The organism is Streptomyces sp. NBC_01546 (assembly GCF_045208355.1).
Lineage (GTDB): Bacteria > Actinomycetota > Actinomycetes > Streptomycetales > Streptomycetaceae > Streptomyces.
Map to the genome: position 1 here is coordinate 2288851 of NZ_CP109379.1, position 16651 is coordinate 2305501.

At 71.5% G+C, this 16651-nt stretch carries 12 protein-coding genes; all 12 read left to right on the top strand.

What is annotated here, in order from left to right; translation table 11 throughout:
- Nucleotides 1–29: 29 nt before the first annotated feature.
- The 12 genes from OHA89_RS10415 to OHA89_RS10470 all read left to right on the top strand — a co-directional run bounded on the left by OHA89_RS10415 (nt 30) and on the right by OHA89_RS10470 (nt 16612).
- Nucleotides 30–1127: a saccharopine dehydrogenase gene (locus OHA89_RS10415; RefSeq protein WP_406365961.1), complete on the top strand. Its 1098-nt coding sequence runs from the start codon at nt 30–32 to the stop codon at nt 1125–1127.
- The gene (locus tag OHA89_RS10420; RefSeq protein ID WP_406365963.1) at nt 1117–2313 is read left to right on the top strand and encodes a saccharopine dehydrogenase family protein; all 1197 of its coding nucleotides are present in this window, start codon (nt 1117–1119) and stop codon (nt 2311–2313) included. The genes OHA89_RS10415 and OHA89_RS10420 overlap by 11 nt, the downstream gene beginning before the upstream one ends.
- Complete coding sequence (locus OHA89_RS10425; RefSeq protein ID WP_406365965.1) at nt 2310–3677, top strand: acetyl-CoA carboxylase biotin carboxylase subunit family protein; 1368 nt, start codon at nt 2310–2312, stop codon at nt 3675–3677. Before OHA89_RS10420 ends, OHA89_RS10425 begins: the two co-directional genes overlap by 4 nt.
- A complete protein-coding gene (locus OHA89_RS10430) occupies nt 3667–4992 on the top strand; it encodes an MFS transporter (protein WP_406365967.1) in 1326 nt (441 codons plus the stop codon). Before OHA89_RS10425 ends, OHA89_RS10430 begins: the two co-directional genes overlap by 11 nt.
- Before the next feature lie 89 nt (nt 4993–5081).
- Nucleotides 5082–6401 (top strand): lysine N(6)-hydroxylase/L-ornithine N(5)-oxygenase family protein, encoded by a 1320-nt coding sequence (locus tag OHA89_RS10435; RefSeq protein WP_257553797.1) that lies wholly within the window; start codon nt 5082–5084, stop codon nt 6399–6401.
- Nucleotides 6389–7495, top strand: coding sequence for an FAD-binding oxidoreductase (locus OHA89_RS10440; RefSeq protein ID WP_266614446.1), 1107 nt, complete (start codon nt 6389–6391; stop codon nt 7493–7495). Before OHA89_RS10435 ends, OHA89_RS10440 begins: the two co-directional genes overlap by 13 nt.
- The gene (locus OHA89_RS10445) at nt 7492–9765 is read left to right on the top strand and encodes a class I tRNA ligase family protein (RefSeq protein WP_406365969.1); all 2274 of its coding nucleotides are present in this window, start codon (nt 7492–7494) and stop codon (nt 9763–9765) included. Before OHA89_RS10440 ends, OHA89_RS10445 begins: the two co-directional genes overlap by 4 nt.
- Nucleotides 9762–13103 (top strand): non-ribosomal peptide synthetase, encoded by a 3342-nt coding sequence (locus tag OHA89_RS10450; RefSeq protein WP_406365971.1) that lies wholly within the window; start codon nt 9762–9764, stop codon nt 13101–13103. The genes OHA89_RS10445 and OHA89_RS10450 overlap by 4 nt, the downstream gene beginning before the upstream one ends.
- Nucleotides 13100–14638: an AMP-binding protein gene (locus tag OHA89_RS10455; protein WP_406365972.1), complete on the top strand. Its 1539-nt coding sequence runs from the start codon at nt 13100–13102 to the stop codon at nt 14636–14638. The genes OHA89_RS10450 and OHA89_RS10455 overlap by 4 nt, the downstream gene beginning before the upstream one ends.
- The gene (locus OHA89_RS10460; RefSeq protein WP_406365973.1) at nt 14628–14924 is read left to right on the top strand and encodes an acyl carrier protein; all 297 of its coding nucleotides are present in this window, start codon (nt 14628–14630) and stop codon (nt 14922–14924) included. The genes OHA89_RS10455 and OHA89_RS10460 overlap by 11 nt, the downstream gene beginning before the upstream one ends.
- Nucleotides 14925–14927: 3 nt before the next feature.
- Nucleotides 14928–15566 carry a GNAT family N-acetyltransferase gene (locus OHA89_RS10465; RefSeq protein ID WP_257553803.1) on the top strand — a complete coding sequence of 213 codons (639 nt, stop codon included), beginning with the start codon at nt 14928–14930 and terminating at the stop codon, nt 15564–15566.
- Nucleotides 15563–16612, top strand: a complete 1050-nt coding sequence (locus OHA89_RS10470) for a C45 family autoproteolytic acyltransferase/hydolase (RefSeq protein WP_406365974.1) — start codon at nt 15563–15565, stop codon at nt 16610–16612. Before OHA89_RS10465 ends, OHA89_RS10470 begins: the two co-directional genes overlap by 4 nt.
- Nucleotides 16613–16651: the final 39 nt, after the last annotated feature.

Genomic DNA, 16651 nt, shown 5'->3' on the forward strand with positions numbered 1-16651 from the left:
GTTCTTCTCATGAGGGAGAAATGGCATCGATGTCGAATAATCCGCACCTTTGGATGCGGGCGGAATCCCGGCCGAGCGAGCGCCGCGCGCCCCTCGTCCCCGAGGATGCCGCGCGCCTGGTGGCCCAGGGCGTCGAGATCACCGTGGAGGAGTCGGCGCAGCGCGCCTTCCCCCTCGACGACTACCTCGCCGCGGGCTGCCACGCAGCCCCGGCGGGCAGCTGGACCGATGCGCCTGGCGGTGCTCACGTCCTGGGCCTCAAGGAGCTCCCTGACGGCCCCGCGGAACTGACCCACCGTCACATCTACTTCGGCCACGCCTACAAGGGACAGACCGGCGCGAGCGAGTTGCTCGCCCGGTTCACGGCGGGCGGCGGCTCGCTCCTCGACCTGGAGTACCTGACCGACGACACCGGCCGGCGGCTGGCGGCCTTCGGCTACTGGGCGGGCTACGTCGGAGCGGCGCTGGCCGTACTGCACCGGCGCGGGCGGCTGCGGACCCCGCTGACCCCGACCGGCCTTGACGCGCTGGACGCCCTGCTGAACGAGCCCGGTGAGAACGGGAGCGCGCTGGTGATCGGCGCCCTCGGCCGCAGCGGCCGCGGCGCGTGCGACGCCCTGGCCAAGGCCGGACTCACCCCCACCCGGTGGGACATCGCGGAGACGGCCACGCTGGACCGCGCGGCCCTGCTCGACCACGACATCCTCGTCAACACCGTCCTGATGAACCGGCCCACGCCGCCGTTCCTGACCCACGCGGACCTCGACGGCCCCCGGCGCCTCTCCGTGGTATCGGACGTCACCTGTGACGTGACCTCGGCGTGCAACGTCCTGCCGGTCTACACCGAACTCACCGACTGGGACCGGCCGGTACGCCGCCTGCGCGAAGGCGACCGGCCGGCCGACCTCATCGCCATCGACAATCTGCCCTCGCTGCTTCCGGTGGAGGCCAGCCGCGCCTTCTCGGCGGAGCTGTGGCCCCTGCTGGCAAACCTGGGCGGGGCGGATCCGGTCTGGGCGCGCTGCCTGGGCGTCTTCGAGACCGCCGTCGCCGGGACCGGGAACGGCGAATCCGCCGGGGACCGTGCGGACGACGACGAACGCAAGGAGTACGCCGATGCCCGCTGACCGGATATCGCCTGCCCCGGTGCCCGCGAGCGGCACCGTCCACTGGATAGGCACCGGCCTCTCGACCGGCCGCAGCGGCCTCGGGCTGCTGTGCGCACAGGCCGACCGGGTCGTGCTGTGGGACCGTACGGCCGAGCGCGCCGCCGACCGGCTCGCCGCCCTGGACCTGACCGGCCGCGCCGGGGTACGGGCCCTGACGGACGGGGCCCTGGAAGCCGAGGTGGGTGCCGGGGACGTGATCGTGTCGATGCTGCCCGCCGCCGAACACCCGCGTCTGCTGCGCCTCGCCATCGACCGCCGGGCCCACTTCGCCTGCACGAGCTACGTCTCCGAGGAGATCGCCGAGCTCGCGGAGCGTGCCGCCGAGGTGGGCGTCGTGGTGCTGACCGAGGCCGGACTCGACCCGGGAATCGACCACCTGATGGCCCATCTGCTGGTCTCAAGAGCCCGTGAGGCGATCGGGGACACCGCCGAGTCGGTCGACTTCACCTCCTACTGCGGCGGCATCCCGGCCGTTCCCAACGAGTTCCGCTACCGCTTCAGCTGGGCGCCGTACGGCGTACTCGCGGCTCTTGGCTCCGCCGCGCGCCATATCGCCGGGGGCGTCGAGAGCACCGCCCAGCGCCCGTGGGAGGCCACCGCGGCCTACCGCCTGGGCGCCGAGGACTTCGAGGTCTACCCCAACCGCGACAGCGTGCCCTTCGTGTCCCAGTACGCCATCCCCGAAGGCTGGCGTCTGCGTACCTTCGTCCGCGGCACCCTGCGCAACGCCGGCTGGCGCGACGCCTGGGAACCGGTCTTCCGCGTGGTGGGCTCCGGTGACCAGGCAGAGGTCCGCCGGCTCGCCAAGGAGCTGGCCGAACGCCACCCGACCACCGAGGCCGACCGCGACCGCGTGGTGCTCTCCGTCGCGCTGGACGTGCGCGCCTCGGACGGGAAGCGCTGGCAGGGCTCGTACCTGATGGACCTGACGGGCGAGCGGTCGGAGAGCGCGATGGCCCGCGCCGTGTCGCTGCCGGTCGCCTACGGAGTCACCCGGCTGCTGGCCGGGGCGCTGCCCCCCGGTCTGCACCGCGCCGGCCAGTCCGGCGAGGAGGCCGCCCCCTGGATGGCGTTCCTGGACTCCAACGGCCTGGGCAGCGCGTTCGCCGAAACCGTCCCCACCCCTCGAGGAGCCGACGCATGACCGCCGCAACTGACCCCGAACCCGCTGTGGAGGCCGGTTCCGAGGGCGCGCCCGAGGCCTTCGTCCTCACCGGTGCCTTCTGGGTCGTGTGCCGTAACCCCCGCTACCTGGCGGAGCTTGCCGCGCGGGGCCTGAAGATCCTGCTCATCACCCCGGCGGGCTACCGTGAGGCCGCTGAAGCCGCCCGCAAGGACCCGGACCACCCGGCGTCCCTCCTCGACGGCATCGCCTTCGTGGACGGCTCCCTCGACCAGGAGGGATCGTTCCTGCCGGGCTTCATCGCCCGCGCCCGCGTCTGGAGGCAGAAGTACACGATCGTCGGGGCGTACGCGGTCGGCGAGACGCTGGTGGAGCCGACCGGCCTGCTGGGCGACGCGCTCGGCCTGCGGGGCCCAGGACTGCGGGCGACCCGCGCCTGCCGCAGCAAGTACCTGCAGCGCTGGTACCTGGACGAGTTCAGCCCTGCCTCCCTGGTGATCCCGCCGGGGGAGCGCGAGGACACCGCCCTCGACGGGCTGCCGTACCCGGTGGTGGCCAAGCCCGCCACCCGCCACTCCAGTTCGGGTGTGGTGACCGTCGCGGACGCGGCGGAGCTGCGGGCCGAGCTGGCCGGCTACCCCGAGTACGAGACCCTGCTGGTCGAGCAGAAGATCGAGGGCCACGAGTACTCGGTCGAGAGCCTGGTGCAGGGCGGCGAGATCGTCTTCGCCTCGGTCACGAGCAAGGAGACCACCGAGTCGGACGCCCGCTCCTTCGTGGAACTGTCCCACTCGGTCCCGAGCGCCCGCCCCGGCGTGGACGACGGACTGCTGGACGCCAACCGGCGGTTGCTGCAGACCCTCGGCTTCCGTGACGGCATCGCCCACGCCGAGTGGCGGACGGGCGTGGACGGGCGGCCTTACCTGATGGAGGTCGCCGCCCGGACGCCTGGTGACGGTCTGCTCGCGCTGTACCACCTGGCCACCGGCCGGCCCCTGGAGCCCGAGATCGTCAAGATCGCGCTGGGCGAGCCCGCCGACTACCCGGCGCCGCGCCGCTGGACCCGCCAGGTCTACCTGGACCACACACCCGGCACCCTGGAGAACGTCTCCGTCGACTGGCCGGGGATCACCCCCGTCTGGGTCGGCGAGGGCGGGATCTGGCCGGAGATCACCCCGGGCGCCGCCGGCGAGCCGGCCGCGCTGCGCGCGGTACTGGTGCTGAAGGAGAAGGGTGCCGAGCTGTCCCCGCTGGCCAGCTCCGACGACCGGGCGGTCACCTTCCTCATCGACGCCCCCTCCGCCGGGGAGCTGGACGACCTGGAGCGCCGGGTCCGCGCCGCGGTGACGCTGACCGTGGGGACGGTGGACGGACATGGCCTCTGACACCGTCACCGAGACTGCGGACGCCGGCACCGGCACCGGCACCGGCACCGGCGAGGAGGAGAAGGCGCGACGGGCCACCGTCTGGGGCACCTTCCGTGAGGCCCCGCTCCCGGTGAAGACCGTCCTCGCCGGGGTCCTGGTCAACCGCCTCAGCGGCTTCCTCCAGGTCTTCCTCGTCCTGTTCCTCACCGCCAAGGGCTACTCCGACGGCAGCACCGTCCTGGCCCTCGGCGTCTACGGGGCGGGGGCCGTCGCCGGCTCGCTGATCGGCGGCACCCTGGCGGACCGGATGGGCGTACGCAACGCCACGGTCGTCTCGATGGGCAGCACCAGCGTGCTCACCGCCGCTCTGCTCTACGTGCCGAGCTTCCCGGCGCTGCTCGCCGCGATCGCCCTGGTGAGCCTCGGCTCCCAGCTCTTCCGGCCGGCTTCGGCGACACTGCTGGCCGAACTGACCGCCGAGAACCGGCAGGTCATGATCTTCGCGATGTACCGCTTCGGGCTCAACCTGGGCGCGACGGCCGCACCGCTGGTCGGCTTCGCCCTCTACAACGCGGGCGGCCACGGGTACACCCTGCTGTTCTGGGGCGAGGCCGTGATCGCCCTGGTGTACGCGGTGTTCGCGTGGGCGACACTGCCGGCCCGGGTCGGTGCCGCCCCGGCCGCTGCCGCGGCGGACCCGGACGGGGCGCCGGGCGGCTACGCGGCGGTGATCCGTGACCGCCGGTACCTGCTGTACCTGATCGCTGCCTTCTGCCACGCGGCCGTGTACATGCAGTACCTGTCCACTTTGCCGCTGTACATGAAGGACGAGGGGCTGGCGCTCTTCTGGTACACCTTCGCCGTCTCCCTCAACGGGTTCATCGTCATCGCCTTCGAGCTGCTGCTCACCAAGCTCTCGCAGGAGTGGCCGCTGAAGGTGACGATCGGTCTGGGATTCGCCCTGGTCGGTGCCGGCGTGGCCTTCTACGGTCTGCCCATCGGACCCGCCGCCGTGATCGTCGGCACGCTCATCTGGTCGATCGGCGAGATCGTCGGCGGCCCGGCGGTGTTCGCCTATCCGGCGACCGCGGGCCCGGCGCGACTGCGCTCCCGGTACATCGGCAGCTTCCAGTTCATGTTCGGTCTGGGCACCGCCGTGGGTCCGATGATCGGCAGCTGGCTCTTCCTCCGGCTGGACGGTCTCGTCTGGCCCGTGGTGGCCATGGGGTCGCTGCTGGCGACGGTCTTCGGGCTGATCGCCGTACGCCGTCCCGAACCTTCGCCCGCCAAGACGGCGAATCCGGCGCAAGCCCCGTCCCCCGCGCAGGTGTGAGCCGCATTGACCCCCACCACCGCACGTACCGCCCTCATCAGCACGACTCGGCCGGTCAGCCACCGGCACGCCTCGAAGGAGAGGACCGTATGAACACCAACCACGTCCGTCCCGAGTCCGACCACTACCGCTGCATCGGCATCGGAGTGGGCCCCGCGAACCTGAGCCTGGCATCACTGCTCCACGGTCGCCCGGAGGTGAACAACCTCTTCATCGACCGGAAGGAAGCCTTCGGCTGGCACGACAACCAGCAGATACCCGGCGCCACCCTGCAGGTCTCGATGTTCAAGGACCTGGTCAGCCTCGCCGACCCCCAGAGCCCCTTCTCCTTCCTGTCCTACCTGCACGACCAGGGCCGGGTGTACCACTTCCTCAACGCCCAGTTCGCCGACGTACCGCGCCTGGAGTTCCGCAACTACCTGGCCTGGGCCTCCCGGCGCAACCCGAACGTCGTCTTCGGCGAGACGGTGCAGGAGGTCGGCTTCGACGAGGTCTTCACCCTGCGCACCGACCGTCGCACGGTGACGGCCGACAACATCGTCGTCGGCGTGGGCAACCAGCCCTGGGTCCCGCCGCAGGGCACGCTCGGTGCCACCCAGTTCCACGTCAACGACTACGTCGAGGCGGCCCGGAACCTGGGCGGCAAACGAGTCGTCGTGGTCGGCGGCGGACAGTCCGGCGCCGAGGCGTTCCTGGACCTGATCTCCCGGTCCGGCACTGAAATGCCGCGCCGCGTCTCCTGGATCTCGCGCCGCCGCAACTACTTCCCGATCGACGACTCACCCTTCACCAACGACTACTACATGCCGTCCCACTCGGACTACTTCTACGGCCTGGGCCCGGAGGCCCGCGCCACCTTCAACGCCCAGCACGTCCTCAGCAGCGACGGCATCTCGGAGTCCACGCTGCGCGACGTCTACCAGGCCGTCTACGTCCACCGCTTCGTGGAGGGCAACAGCGACCTCGTCGGGCTGCACCCGAACCGCGACGTCGTCGCGGTCGAGGAGAGCCCCGTCGGAGGCTGGGACCTGACCGTCCGGCACAACGACGAACCCGGCGCCCCCGCCGAGCACTTCGACGCCGACGTCGTCGTCTGGGCAACCGGCTTCCGGCCGGCCCGGATGGACTTCCTCGCACCGATCGCGGACCGGCTGGAGCGCGACGGGGACGAGCTGCGCATCGACGAGGACTTCGCGGTGCGCTGGGACGGCCCGGCCGACCGCAGCATCTTCGTCCAGAACGCCGCGCGCGGGCAGCGCGGCCTGGCCGACCCCAACCTCAGCCTGAACGCCTGGCGCAGCCGGCGCATCGCGGACAGGCTGTGCGGGGTCCGTACCGACGAGCAGCTGGCGTCCTTCATCGAGTGGTCCGCCAAGTCCCCCGAGGCGAGCGCCGCATGGAGCGCGTGACGACCCCGCCGCGGCAGCGGCAGGACCCGGCGGCGTACGACGTGGCGGTGGTCGGCGGCGGTGTCCTCGGCCTCAGCATCGCCCAGGAGTTCCTCTCCCGGGAGCCGCAGGCACGCGTGGTGGTCCTGGAGCGGGACGCGGTCGGCAGCGGTGCCACCCGCCGCTCGGCGGGTCTGCACTTCCCGCGCGGCTCCTCGCCCCGGATCCGCGAGATGGCGGCCCTCAGCCAGGAGCGCTACGCGGCGCTCAAGGCGGCCCGCCCCGAACTGCCGATCCACAGCCTGGACATGACGGTGGTGGCCCCTGCTTCGGCACAGGCGCGGCTGGAGGAGACCTACCTGCCGCAGGCGCGGCTGCGGCCCGTCCGGGAAGTGGCCGGCAAGACCGCCCTGCTGCCGGAGGGCACCGCCGCCTGGGAGGGCGACGGCTGCCAGTACGCGGACGTCCAGGCCCTCACCCAGCAGCTGGCACGCGATCTGCGCCGGACCGTGGAGTTCCGCGAGGGGGTCGAGGTCACCGCGGTGACACCCGGCGCCGACTCGGTGGAGCTCTCCCTGAGCACGGGCGGCACGCTCCACGCCGGACAGGTGGTCCTGGCGCCTGGTCCCTGGCTCGCGGCCCCCGCGTGGAAGGATCTCGTATCCCCGCTCGGAGCCCGGGTGAAGAAGATCGTGGCCCTGCACATCGAGGTCCCGCCCTCCGTGGGCGACCGGGCGGTGGTCTTCCAGGACGAGGACGCCTTCCTGCTGCCGTACCACGAGCGCGGGCACTGGCTGTTCAGCTACACCTGCCAGGAATGGGATGTCGATCCGGACACCGTCGCGACGAGCCTGACCCCCGCCGACCGGGACGCGGCCCTCGCCGTCCTGGCCCGCTACGCACCCCACTTGATCGAGCACTGCGTCTCCGGGCGCGTCTTCTGCGACGCGTACGGCCCTGGCTTCGAGCCGCTCGTCCGCCCGCTCACGGCCGACGGCCGAGTGGTGTTCGCGGGCGCCGCCAGTGGCTCCGGGTACCGGCTGGCCCCTGCCATCGCGGCGGAGACCGCGCATCTGCTCTTCGTTCCGTCCCCCGGAAAGGACGACGTTTCGTGATCATCAACACCTATGACGACACCGTGCTCAGCGAGGCCTTCGGCATCGACATGAGCGATATCCATGGTCTGGGTGTCGGCGCCGGCTGGGGCCGGGTCTCTCCCGGCACCAGCTCCAACAGCCACCAGCACGACGAGACCGAGTTCTTCGTGATCGTCAGCGGACGGGGCGAGTTCGTCGTCGACGGCGAGCGCCACCCGGCCGCTCCCGGCACGGTCGTCCTCTTCGAGCCGTTCGAGTCCCACGTCCTGGAGAACACCGGGGACACCGACCTGGTCTTCCTCACCCAGTACTGGCGGGACGCCGGGCGCGCCCTGACCTCGGCGCTCAGCGCCGAGCGCAAGGACTTCGGCGATCGCCCGGTGTTCGTCTTCTCCACACCGCCCACCCCCAACGGCGACCTGCACCTCGGCCATCTGTCCGGTCCCTACCTCGGCGCCGATGTCTACGTCCGCCACCAGCGGCTGATCGGCACCAAGGCCTGGCACCTGACCGGCAGCGACGACTACCAGAGCTATGTGGTCGCCGCGGCCGCCGCCGACGGCGTCGAGCCCGCCGAGGCCGCCGCCCACTACAGCGCCGAGATAGCCAAGACGCTCGAGCTGATGGACATCTCGCTCGACCAGTACACGGTCACCGACACCGCCCCGGAGTACCGGTCCGGTCTGCAGGACTTCTTCTCCCGTACGGTCTCCTCGGGCCGGGTCACGGTCACCGAGGCCGACGCCCTGTTCGACGCCTCGAGCGGCCAGTACCTCTACGAGGTGGACGTCAAGGGCGACTGCCCCGGCTGCGGTTCGGGCGCCGGCGGCAACATCTGCGAGCAGTGCGGCGAGCCCAATGTCGTCACCGACCTGACCGACCCGGTCTCCGCCCTCTCCCCGGCCGCCCCGCGCCGCGGCCCGGTCTCCCGCTGGTCGCTGCCGCTGCACGAGTTCCGCGAGGACCTCGACGCCCACCACCGCCTGGGCCGGGTCCCGGCCAGGCTGCGCGAGCTCACCGACCGCCTCTTCCGCCGCCCGAGCCTCGACATCCCGGTCAGCCACCCCTCCTCCTGGGGCGTTCCCCCGGCCGAGAAGGACCTGGACGGACAGGTCATCTGGGTGTGGCCCGAGATGTCCTACGGCTTCCTCTACGGTATCCAGGCCCTCGGCGCCCGCCTCGGAGAGAACTGGAAGGCCGCCGAGCCGGAGCAGGACTGGAAGGTCGTCCACTTCTTCGGCTACGACAACAGCTTCTACCACTCGGTGCTCTACCCGGCCCTGTACAAGCTGGCCTTCCCCAACTGGGCGCCGGACATCGACTACCACGTCAACGAGTTCTACCTGCTGGAGGGCCAGAAGTTCTCCACCAGCCGCCGGCACGCCATCTGGGGCAAGGAGATCCTCGGCCCGGACTCGGTCGACGCCGTCCGCTACTTCCTGTCCCGCACCCGCCCCGAGGCCGAGCGGACCAACTTCCAGCGTGCCGCGTACGAGGCGACCCTCGAAGACACCCTGATCGGCACCTGGCAGGCCTGGCTGAACGACCTCGGATCCCGGGTCGCCAAGCACTACGGCGGCGCAGCCCCCGACGCCGGTACCTGGACGCCGGAGCACTCCGCCTTCCTCGGCCGCCTCGGCAACCGCCTCGACGCCGTCTCCGCCAGCCTCGGTTCCGAGGGCTTCTCCCTCAACGAGGCCGCGGCCGAGCTCGACGGCATCGTCAACGACACCGTGCGGTTCTCCCGCAAGGAGGGCCTGCTCGCCGAGACCGCCGGCTGGGAGAGCGAAGCACGTACCGCCGTGGCCCTCGAACTGGCCGCGGCCCGGCTGCTCGCCCAGGTCGCCGCCCCGGTCATGCCCCGCTTCGCCGCCCGCGTGGCCGAGGCGATCTCGCTGCCCGCGCCCACCGCGTGGCCGCGTACGGTCGAACTCGTCGCCCCGGGCAGTGAGATCCGCCTGGCCGACGCCGTCTTCTTCGTCCCGACCGGCCGGCCGGCGCCCGGCGCCACCGCCGGCTTGCGCCTGGGCGACTGGCTGAGCGAGCTCGTACGGACCCTGCTGCAGCTGCCCGCCGGCCAAGAGGTCGCCGCACACGGCCTGAACGCTCTCGGCACCAGTTCACTGCAGGCCGTCACGCTGCAGTACCAGATCCTCGAGGCACTCGACGTGGACATCACCCTCGAGGAACTGCTCGACGCCGAGGACGTCTCCGCCCTCGCCGCCCTCGTGGAGGAGCGCGCCGAGGACACCGCCGTCACCGAGCTGGTCGGGGCGGAGGCCCGATGAGCTTCCGCGACGTACTGCGTGAGATCGAGAGCCGCGGCCTGTTCCTGGAACTGTCCGGCAGCGACCTGCGTTTGCGGGGCGGCCGGGAGAACATGGAACCGGACTTCATCGCGCGGATCAAGGACGTGAAGGAAGACCTGATCTCCCATCTCCTCGACGAGGAGAAGAACGGTCCGGGGTTCCCGCTCACCACCCTGCAGCGCGCCTATCTGCTGGGCCGCAGCGGCATCTTCGAAATCGGTGACGTGGCCAGCCACGTCTACCACGAGATCGAGGGCTTCTGGGATGTGGACCGGCTGGAGAAGGCGCTGGCGGCCGTCATCGACGCCCACAGCGCGCTGCGTTCGCGCTTCTGCGCCGACGACCGGCAGGTCACCGAGAACAGCTGGTCCCGGCTGCGGATCCCCCGCCTCGACCTGCGGTCCAAGAGCCCCGGGGAGCAGAGCCGGATCCGCGGCGAGCTGCGCGAGGAGCGTTCGCACCGGGTGCTCCCCGCCGACCGGGCGCCGCTGCTCGCCGTCGAGGTGACGGTCCTCGCCGACGACCGGATGGTGCTGCACGTCAGCCACGACGGGCTGGTCATGGACGGGATCAGCATGTTCCTGTTCTTCCGCGCCTGGTGGCGGGAGTACCAGGGGGCCGGCTCCGGCGCCCTGGAGGAGCTGCCGTACGAGGACTACGTGACGGCCGTGGAGGCCGGGCGGGACCGGGCCCCCTTCCGCCGCTCGCGTGACTACTGGCTCGCCCGTGTCGACGAGCTCGCCCCGCACCCCGACCTGCCCTTGCGCACCAGTCCCGCGGCGCTGTCCTCGTCCCGGTTCTCCCAGCGCCAGGTGCGCCTTGGCCGGGAGGCGTGGGCAACGCTCAAGGAACGGGCCGCCGACGCCGGCCTGACCCCGTCGGCCGTGCTGCTCGCGGCGTACGCGGAGACCCTGGCCACCTGGGGCGCCGGAGCCCGGTTCACGATCAACACCACGGTCGCCAACCGCCCGCCCATCCACCCCCGCGTGTTCGAGGCCATCGGCAACTTCTCGGACACTCTGCTGGTCGAGGCGGAGGTGGACCGGAGCCTCACCTTCGTGGAGCGGGCCCGCGTCCTGCAGACCCGGCTCCGCAAGGACCTGGACCACCGGCACTTCTCCGGCGGCCAGGTCATGCAGGAACTGGCGCGCCGCCGCGGCGGCGTGGCGGGCGCCCGGATGCCCTTCACCTTCAACAGCGCGATCGGCCACGGCAACACCGAGGCCGACGGCTCGGCCCTGGAACTGTTCGGCCCGGAGGTCTTCACCGTCTCCCAGACCCCGCAGGTCTGGCTGAACGCCTTCGCGATGGAGCAGCACGGCGGACTCGTCGTCCAGCTCGACGGCATCGACGAGCTGTTCCCGGAGGGGCTGCTGGACGCTTTCACCCACGGCTACCGGACCCTGCTGGAGGACCTGACCGATCCGGGCTCCTGGCAGCGCACCTCCTTCGGCCTGCTGCCCGAGGCGCAGCTCGAGCGGCGCCGCGAGGCCAACGACACGCAGGTCCCGCTGCCGCCGACCATGCTCGGCAACACGTTTGTGGAGCAGGCCCTGCGGACCCCGGACGCGGCCGCGATCCTCACCTCCCGCCGCGAGGTCGGCTACGGCGAGCTGCTGCACCGGGCCGCCGCCGCGGCGCGCTGGCTGCGCGAGGGCGGCGTCGGCCGGGACGAGCTCGTCGGCCTGGTGATGCACCGCGGTCCCGAGCAGATCGTCGGCATCCTCGCCACCGTCCTGGCCGGAGCGGCGTACCTGCCCGTGGACGCGGGCCTGCCCGCCGAGCGGCAGGAGTACATGCTGCGCGACGGCCGGGTGCGCCGGGTCCTCACCAACGCCGGCTGGCAGGACACCAGTGGCGAGCGGGAGGTCATGCGCCTCGACATCACCGACGCGGACACCGGCAGCGGCCGGGCCGACGCCACGCCCGAGGTCCCCGCCCGGCTGCCCGGCTCGGACCCCGATGACCTCGCCTACGTGCTCTACACCTCCGGCACCACCGGCGCGCCCAAGGGCGTCATGGTCACCCACCGCAACGTCGCCAATGTCGTCGCCGACTGCCACGAACGTTTCGGCATCGTCCCCGCCGACCGTTTCTTCGCCATCAGCGCCTTCAACTTCGACCTGTCGGTGTGGGACGTGTTCGGCGCCCTCTCGGCGGGTGCGGCCCTGGTCATGCCCGACCGGGACAAGGCCGTGGACCCGGCGCACTGGCTGGACCTGTGCGAGAGCGCGGGGGTGACGGTGTGGAACTCCGTTCCCGCCATAGTCGGCCTGCTGCACGACCAGGCGGTCGCGGACGCGGTGGTCCCGCCTGCGCTGCGCCTGGTGATGATGAGCGGCGACCGTATCCCGCCGGCCCTGCCGGCCGCGCTGCGCACGCTCAAGGCCGACCTCGACGTGGTCTCCCTGGGCGGCCCCACCGAGACGACGATCTGGAACATCCTGCACCCGGTCGGTCCGGAGGAGGACGGCAGCGAGTCCATCCCCTACGGACGCCCGAACGCCAACAACCGCGCCTACGTCCTCGACCGGGACGGCCTGGACGCTCCGGACTGGGTGACCGGCGAGATCTGCGCGGCGGGCACCGGCCTGGCCCGCGGGTACTGGGGCGACGAAGAGCGCACCGCCGAGCGGTTCTTCCACGACGCCGTGCGCGGCGAACGGATGTACCGCACCGGCGACCTGGGCCGGATGCTGCCCGACGGAAACATCTCGATCCTGGGCCGCAGCGACTTCCAGATCAAGGTCAACGGCTACCGCATCGAGGCTGGTGAGGTCGAGACGCGCCTGGTCGCCGTCCCCGGCGTCGCCCAGGCCGTGGTCGCGGGCCAGGCAGGCGCCCAGGGCGCCCGGCTGGTGGCCCATCTGGTGGCGGTCGGCGAAGGCCGCCCCACCGACACCGAGCTGCGCGACGCGCTGCGCCGTGATCTGCCCGACTACATGGTGCCCACCGCCGTGGTCTGGCACCCGGAGCTGCCGCTCACCGGGAACGGCAAGGTGGACCGCAGCAAGCTGGCCACGGCGGCCGTCGCGGCGGCGGCCCCCGCTCAGGAGAACCGCAGCGGCGGTGAGCCCACCACGCAGACCGAGAAGACCCTCGTCTCGATGTGGACGACGGTGCTGCGCGGCAAGCAGGTCGGCATCCATGACAGCCTCGGCTCACTGGGCGGCGACTCCATCGCCGCCGCGCGCATCCTGACCGCCGTGCGCAAGCAGTTCGGGATCACCGTCCCGCTCGACGCGTTCGCCGAGATGGACTGCGTCCACGCACTGGCCGCGGCTCTCGACGAGCAGCAGGCGGGGACGTCGCGATGACCACGACCATGACCTCGGTGATCAACCGGATTGTCTCCACCGCTCCGTCCGGCGGCACGATCTCCTTCGCCCGCCTGGACGGTACGGAGACCATCGGCCTGCCGGAGCTGTACGAGCGCGCCGGGCGGCTCGCCGGACACCTGCGGGACCGGGGTGTCGGGCCGGGCGACCGGATCGGCATCCTGGCCGCGAACAGCCTGGAGTGGGTGCTGCTGGACCTGGCGGCGCTGCGGCTGAAGGCGCAGACCGCCGGGTTCGAGCCCGGCAAGTTCGACCCTGCGGACGATCTGGCCGGACGCTACGGCCTGACCATGCTCTTCACGGACCGGCCCACGGACACCCACCGGTCCATGCCGATGAGCGAGGTTCGCGCACTCTCCGAGCCGGCCGTGCGGCCGGACGAGGCGGCCGCCCCGGCGCCCGTGACGTGGGCCCCCCGGGACGTGACCACCATCAAGTTCACCTCCGGCAGCACCGGAACTCCCAAGGGGCTCGGCGCGACGGCCGGCAGCATCGACAGCTCGCTCGCGGCGGTGCAGGAGATCTTCGGCCACGTGCCGGGTGACGACCTGTTCGTCTTCCTGCCGCTGTCGCTGCTCCAACAGCGCTACTGGGTCTACTCGGCACTCGCCCACGGCCACGACGTCACGATCAGCACCTACGAGGCGGCCTTCGCGGCACTGCGCCGGGTCAAGCCGACCGTGGTCATGGGCGTGCCGGCCTTCTACGAGACGGCCAAGCGCCAGGTCGAGTCCCGCGTACGGCGCTCGGGCGGCACGGCGACCGCTGCCGACGCGGCCCGCCACCTGTTCGGCGACCGCATCCGCTACCTGTGGACCGGTTCCGCACCGGCTGACGCGGCGATGCTGCGCTTCTTCACGGATGCCGGACTGCCCATCTACGAGGGCTACGGGCTCAACGAGACCTGCATCGTCGCGAAGAACCATCCGGGCGCGACCCGTGAGGGCAGCGTGGGACGCGTACTGCCGGGCAAGCAGGTGCTGCTCGACGAGGACGGGGTGGTCAGCGTCCGCAGCGAACATCCGGTCGGCTACGGCTACACCTACGCCAAACCGGGTGACTCCGAGCGCGTCTTCGACTCGGACGGCACGGTGCGAACCGGCGACCTCGGCTACATCGACGACGACGGATTCCTCTTCATCAGGGGCCGGGCCGATGACGTCATCGTCCTGGACAACGGCAAGAAGGTCATCGTCAGGCCGCTCGAAGAGCACATGCGGACCAGTCCGGCCATCGCCGAATGCGTCCTGTTCTGCCCCACCCAAACAGACCTGGTCGCGGTCGTCTCGCCGGCGGCGCTGCCCGCCGACCCGGACGCCGTCCTCGCCCAGCTCGCCCTGACCAACGCCGCATTCGGCAGGGACGAGCAGATCAGCCGGGTCGTCATAGCCGACGAGCCGTTCAGCATCGGCAACGACCTGCTCACCTCGCAGTACAAGCCGAAACGACCCCGGATCCTGGCCGCCTACCGGACCAGCCTCCACGACAGCAAGGCAGGCATTCATGCACCCTGACACCGCCATCGACACGGCGATCGGCACGGCCATCGAGAACGCGGCCCGCGAGGCCCTCTCCGCCGTCCTCGACCCGGAGGTCCCCCCGGAGGAGCTGGACCTCGACGCGGACATGGCCGGCTCCTACAGCCTGACCTCCCTCAACAAGGTTCTCTTCCTGACCGAGGTGTGCGACGCGACCGACGTCGACCTCGCCAACTTCACCGAGCACGACCTCGCCGACATGCTCACCCTGCGCAGCGTCATCGAGTCCCTCACCCGGCACACCGACAACAAGGCGGTCTGAATCATGTCCTGGTCCCAGAAAGCGGCAGCGGTCCTGGAGAACGAGTACGTCCTGCTGCGGCCGGTCGCCGAAGCGGACCGCGAGGCCGTGCGCGCCGTCGCCATGGACCCCGACATCTGGCGCTACTTCGTCTCCGCGGTCACCGACGACGCCGACTACGCCACGTTCTTCGACGCCTGCCTGGCCGACCACGCGGCCGGCCGCCGCGCGGTCTACGTCATCGTCGACAAGGCCTCGGGCCGCGTCGCGGGCAGCATGAGCTTCGGCAACATGGCCGAGGCCGACAAGCGCCTGGAGATCGGCTGGTCCTGGCTGGGCCGCGACTTCCGCGGCAAGGGCATCAACCGCTGGGCCAAGTACCTGCTGCTGCGCCACGCGTTCGACGTCCTCGAGGCCGAGCGCGTCGAGTTCAAGACGGACATCCTCAACATCCAGGCCCGCCGCGGTCTGCGCAACATCGGCGCCGTCGAGGAAGGCACCCTGCGCAGCTTCAACTTCATGCCGGGCGGCCGCCGCCGCGACGCCATCTTCTACAGCGTCCTGCGCGCCGAATGGCCCCGAGTGGAGGAGGAGCTCGCGACGAAGCCGAAGGTCACCCCGCAGGAGCCGCAGGACGTCGCGGTGCCGAGCGCCGCCCGATGACCGGGGGCGGGGAGATACCCCTCATCCACGCGTCGGGCGACCCGTTCGCCGTGGGACGCGCCCACGGTGAGGCCCTCGCCGGTCCCCTCCGCACCTTCCTGGACGACTCGCTCTGCCGGCTGAACAAGGTCATGCCGGAGCCCGTCTCGCCGGCCGGTCTGCTGCCGTCGATCGCCGCCTACCGGGCGGCGGTCACGGCGGCGGTCCCCGCCCTGGCCGACGAGGTCTCCGGCCTCGCGGCCGGGGCCGGGATCGGGGAGGACGAGGCCTGGCTGCTGCAACTGCGCCGGGAGATCATGGGCTATCGCAAGGTGCCCACCATGGGCGACTGCACGACGTACGCCCGCACCGGTGCGGGCGGTCCGGTCCTCGCCCAGACCATCGACCTCAACGGTGATCTGGACGACTATCTGAGTGTGCTGAAGGTGGAGCGGTCCGACCGGCCCGGGCGGCGCTCGCTCGTCCTGAGCTTCGGCGGGCTGCTCGGTTACCTCGGCCTCAACAGCGACGGCCTCGCGATCGGCCTCAACCTGGTGCTGGGCGGCAACTGGCGCCCCGGCGTGCCGCCGTACCTCGCCATCCGGCACCTGCTGGACTCGGCGGGCAGTGTCACCGAGGCCCTGGAGATCCTGCGCGGGCTGCCGCTGGCCAGCTCCCGCACGCTCGTCCTGTGCGACCGCGAGCAGGCCGTCTACGTCGAAGTCCTCGGCGACGAACTCCGCGTCGTGGAGGGCCCGGAGGCCGTGCACGCCAACCACTTCCTGCACCCCGACTTCGTCGCGGGCGACGAGATCAACGTCTTCGCCCGCAACTCCTCGGTCCGCAGGCTGAAGGCGGCCGGTGCCGGACTCGCCGCGCTGCCCCCGGGCTCGGGCGCCGAGGAACACTTCGGGCTGCTGTCGCTGCCGCCGATCTGCGTACCGGACCGGGGCGACATCCGCGCCGAGCGGACCGTCGCGGCCGTGGTGATGCTGCCGGACCGGGGCGAGCTGCACGTACGGCCCGGGGATCCGTCGCTCAGCGCCACCCAGGTCTTCAGCCTGTAGTGGCCACCACCGGCCGCCACGGCACCGGAAGGAGGAGAA

What these genes read in the sequence shown, in the direction of transcription:
- OHA89_RS10455 (WP_406365972.1), top strand. Translation starts at nt 13,100, where the DNA reads ATGACCACGACCATGACCTCGGTGATCAACCGGATTGTCTCCACCGCT.
- OHA89_RS10440 (WP_266614446.1), top strand. Translation starts at nt 6,389, where the DNA reads ATGGAGCGCGTGACGACCCCGCCGCGGCAGCGGCAGGACCCGGCGGCG.
- OHA89_RS10465 (WP_257553803.1), top strand. Translation starts at nt 14,928, where the DNA reads ATGTCCTGGTCCCAGAAAGCGGCAGCGGTCCTGGAGAACGAGTACGTC.
- OHA89_RS10420 (WP_406365963.1), top strand. Translation starts at nt 1,117, where the DNA reads ATGCCCGCTGACCGGATATCGCCTGCCCCGGTGCCCGCGAGCGGCACC.
- OHA89_RS10435 (WP_257553797.1), top strand. Translation starts at nt 5,082, where the DNA reads ATGAACACCAACCACGTCCGTCCCGAGTCCGACCACTACCGCTGCATC.
- OHA89_RS10450 (WP_406365971.1), top strand. Translation starts at nt 9,762, where the DNA reads ATGAGCTTCCGCGACGTACTGCGTGAGATCGAGAGCCGCGGCCTGTTC.
- OHA89_RS10430 (WP_406365967.1), top strand. Translation starts at nt 3,667, where the DNA reads ATGGCCTCTGACACCGTCACCGAGACTGCGGACGCCGGCACCGGCACC.
- OHA89_RS10415 (WP_406365961.1), top strand. Translation starts at nt 30, where the DNA reads ATGTCGAATAATCCGCACCTTTGGATGCGGGCGGAATCCCGGCCGAGC.
- OHA89_RS10470 (WP_406365974.1), top strand. Translation starts at nt 15,563, where the DNA reads ATGACCGGGGGCGGGGAGATACCCCTCATCCACGCGTCGGGCGACCCG.
- OHA89_RS10460 (WP_406365973.1), top strand. Translation starts at nt 14,628, where the DNA reads ATGCACCCTGACACCGCCATCGACACGGCGATCGGCACGGCCATCGAG.
- OHA89_RS10425 (WP_406365965.1), top strand. Translation starts at nt 2,310, where the DNA reads ATGACCGCCGCAACTGACCCCGAACCCGCTGTGGAGGCCGGTTCCGAG.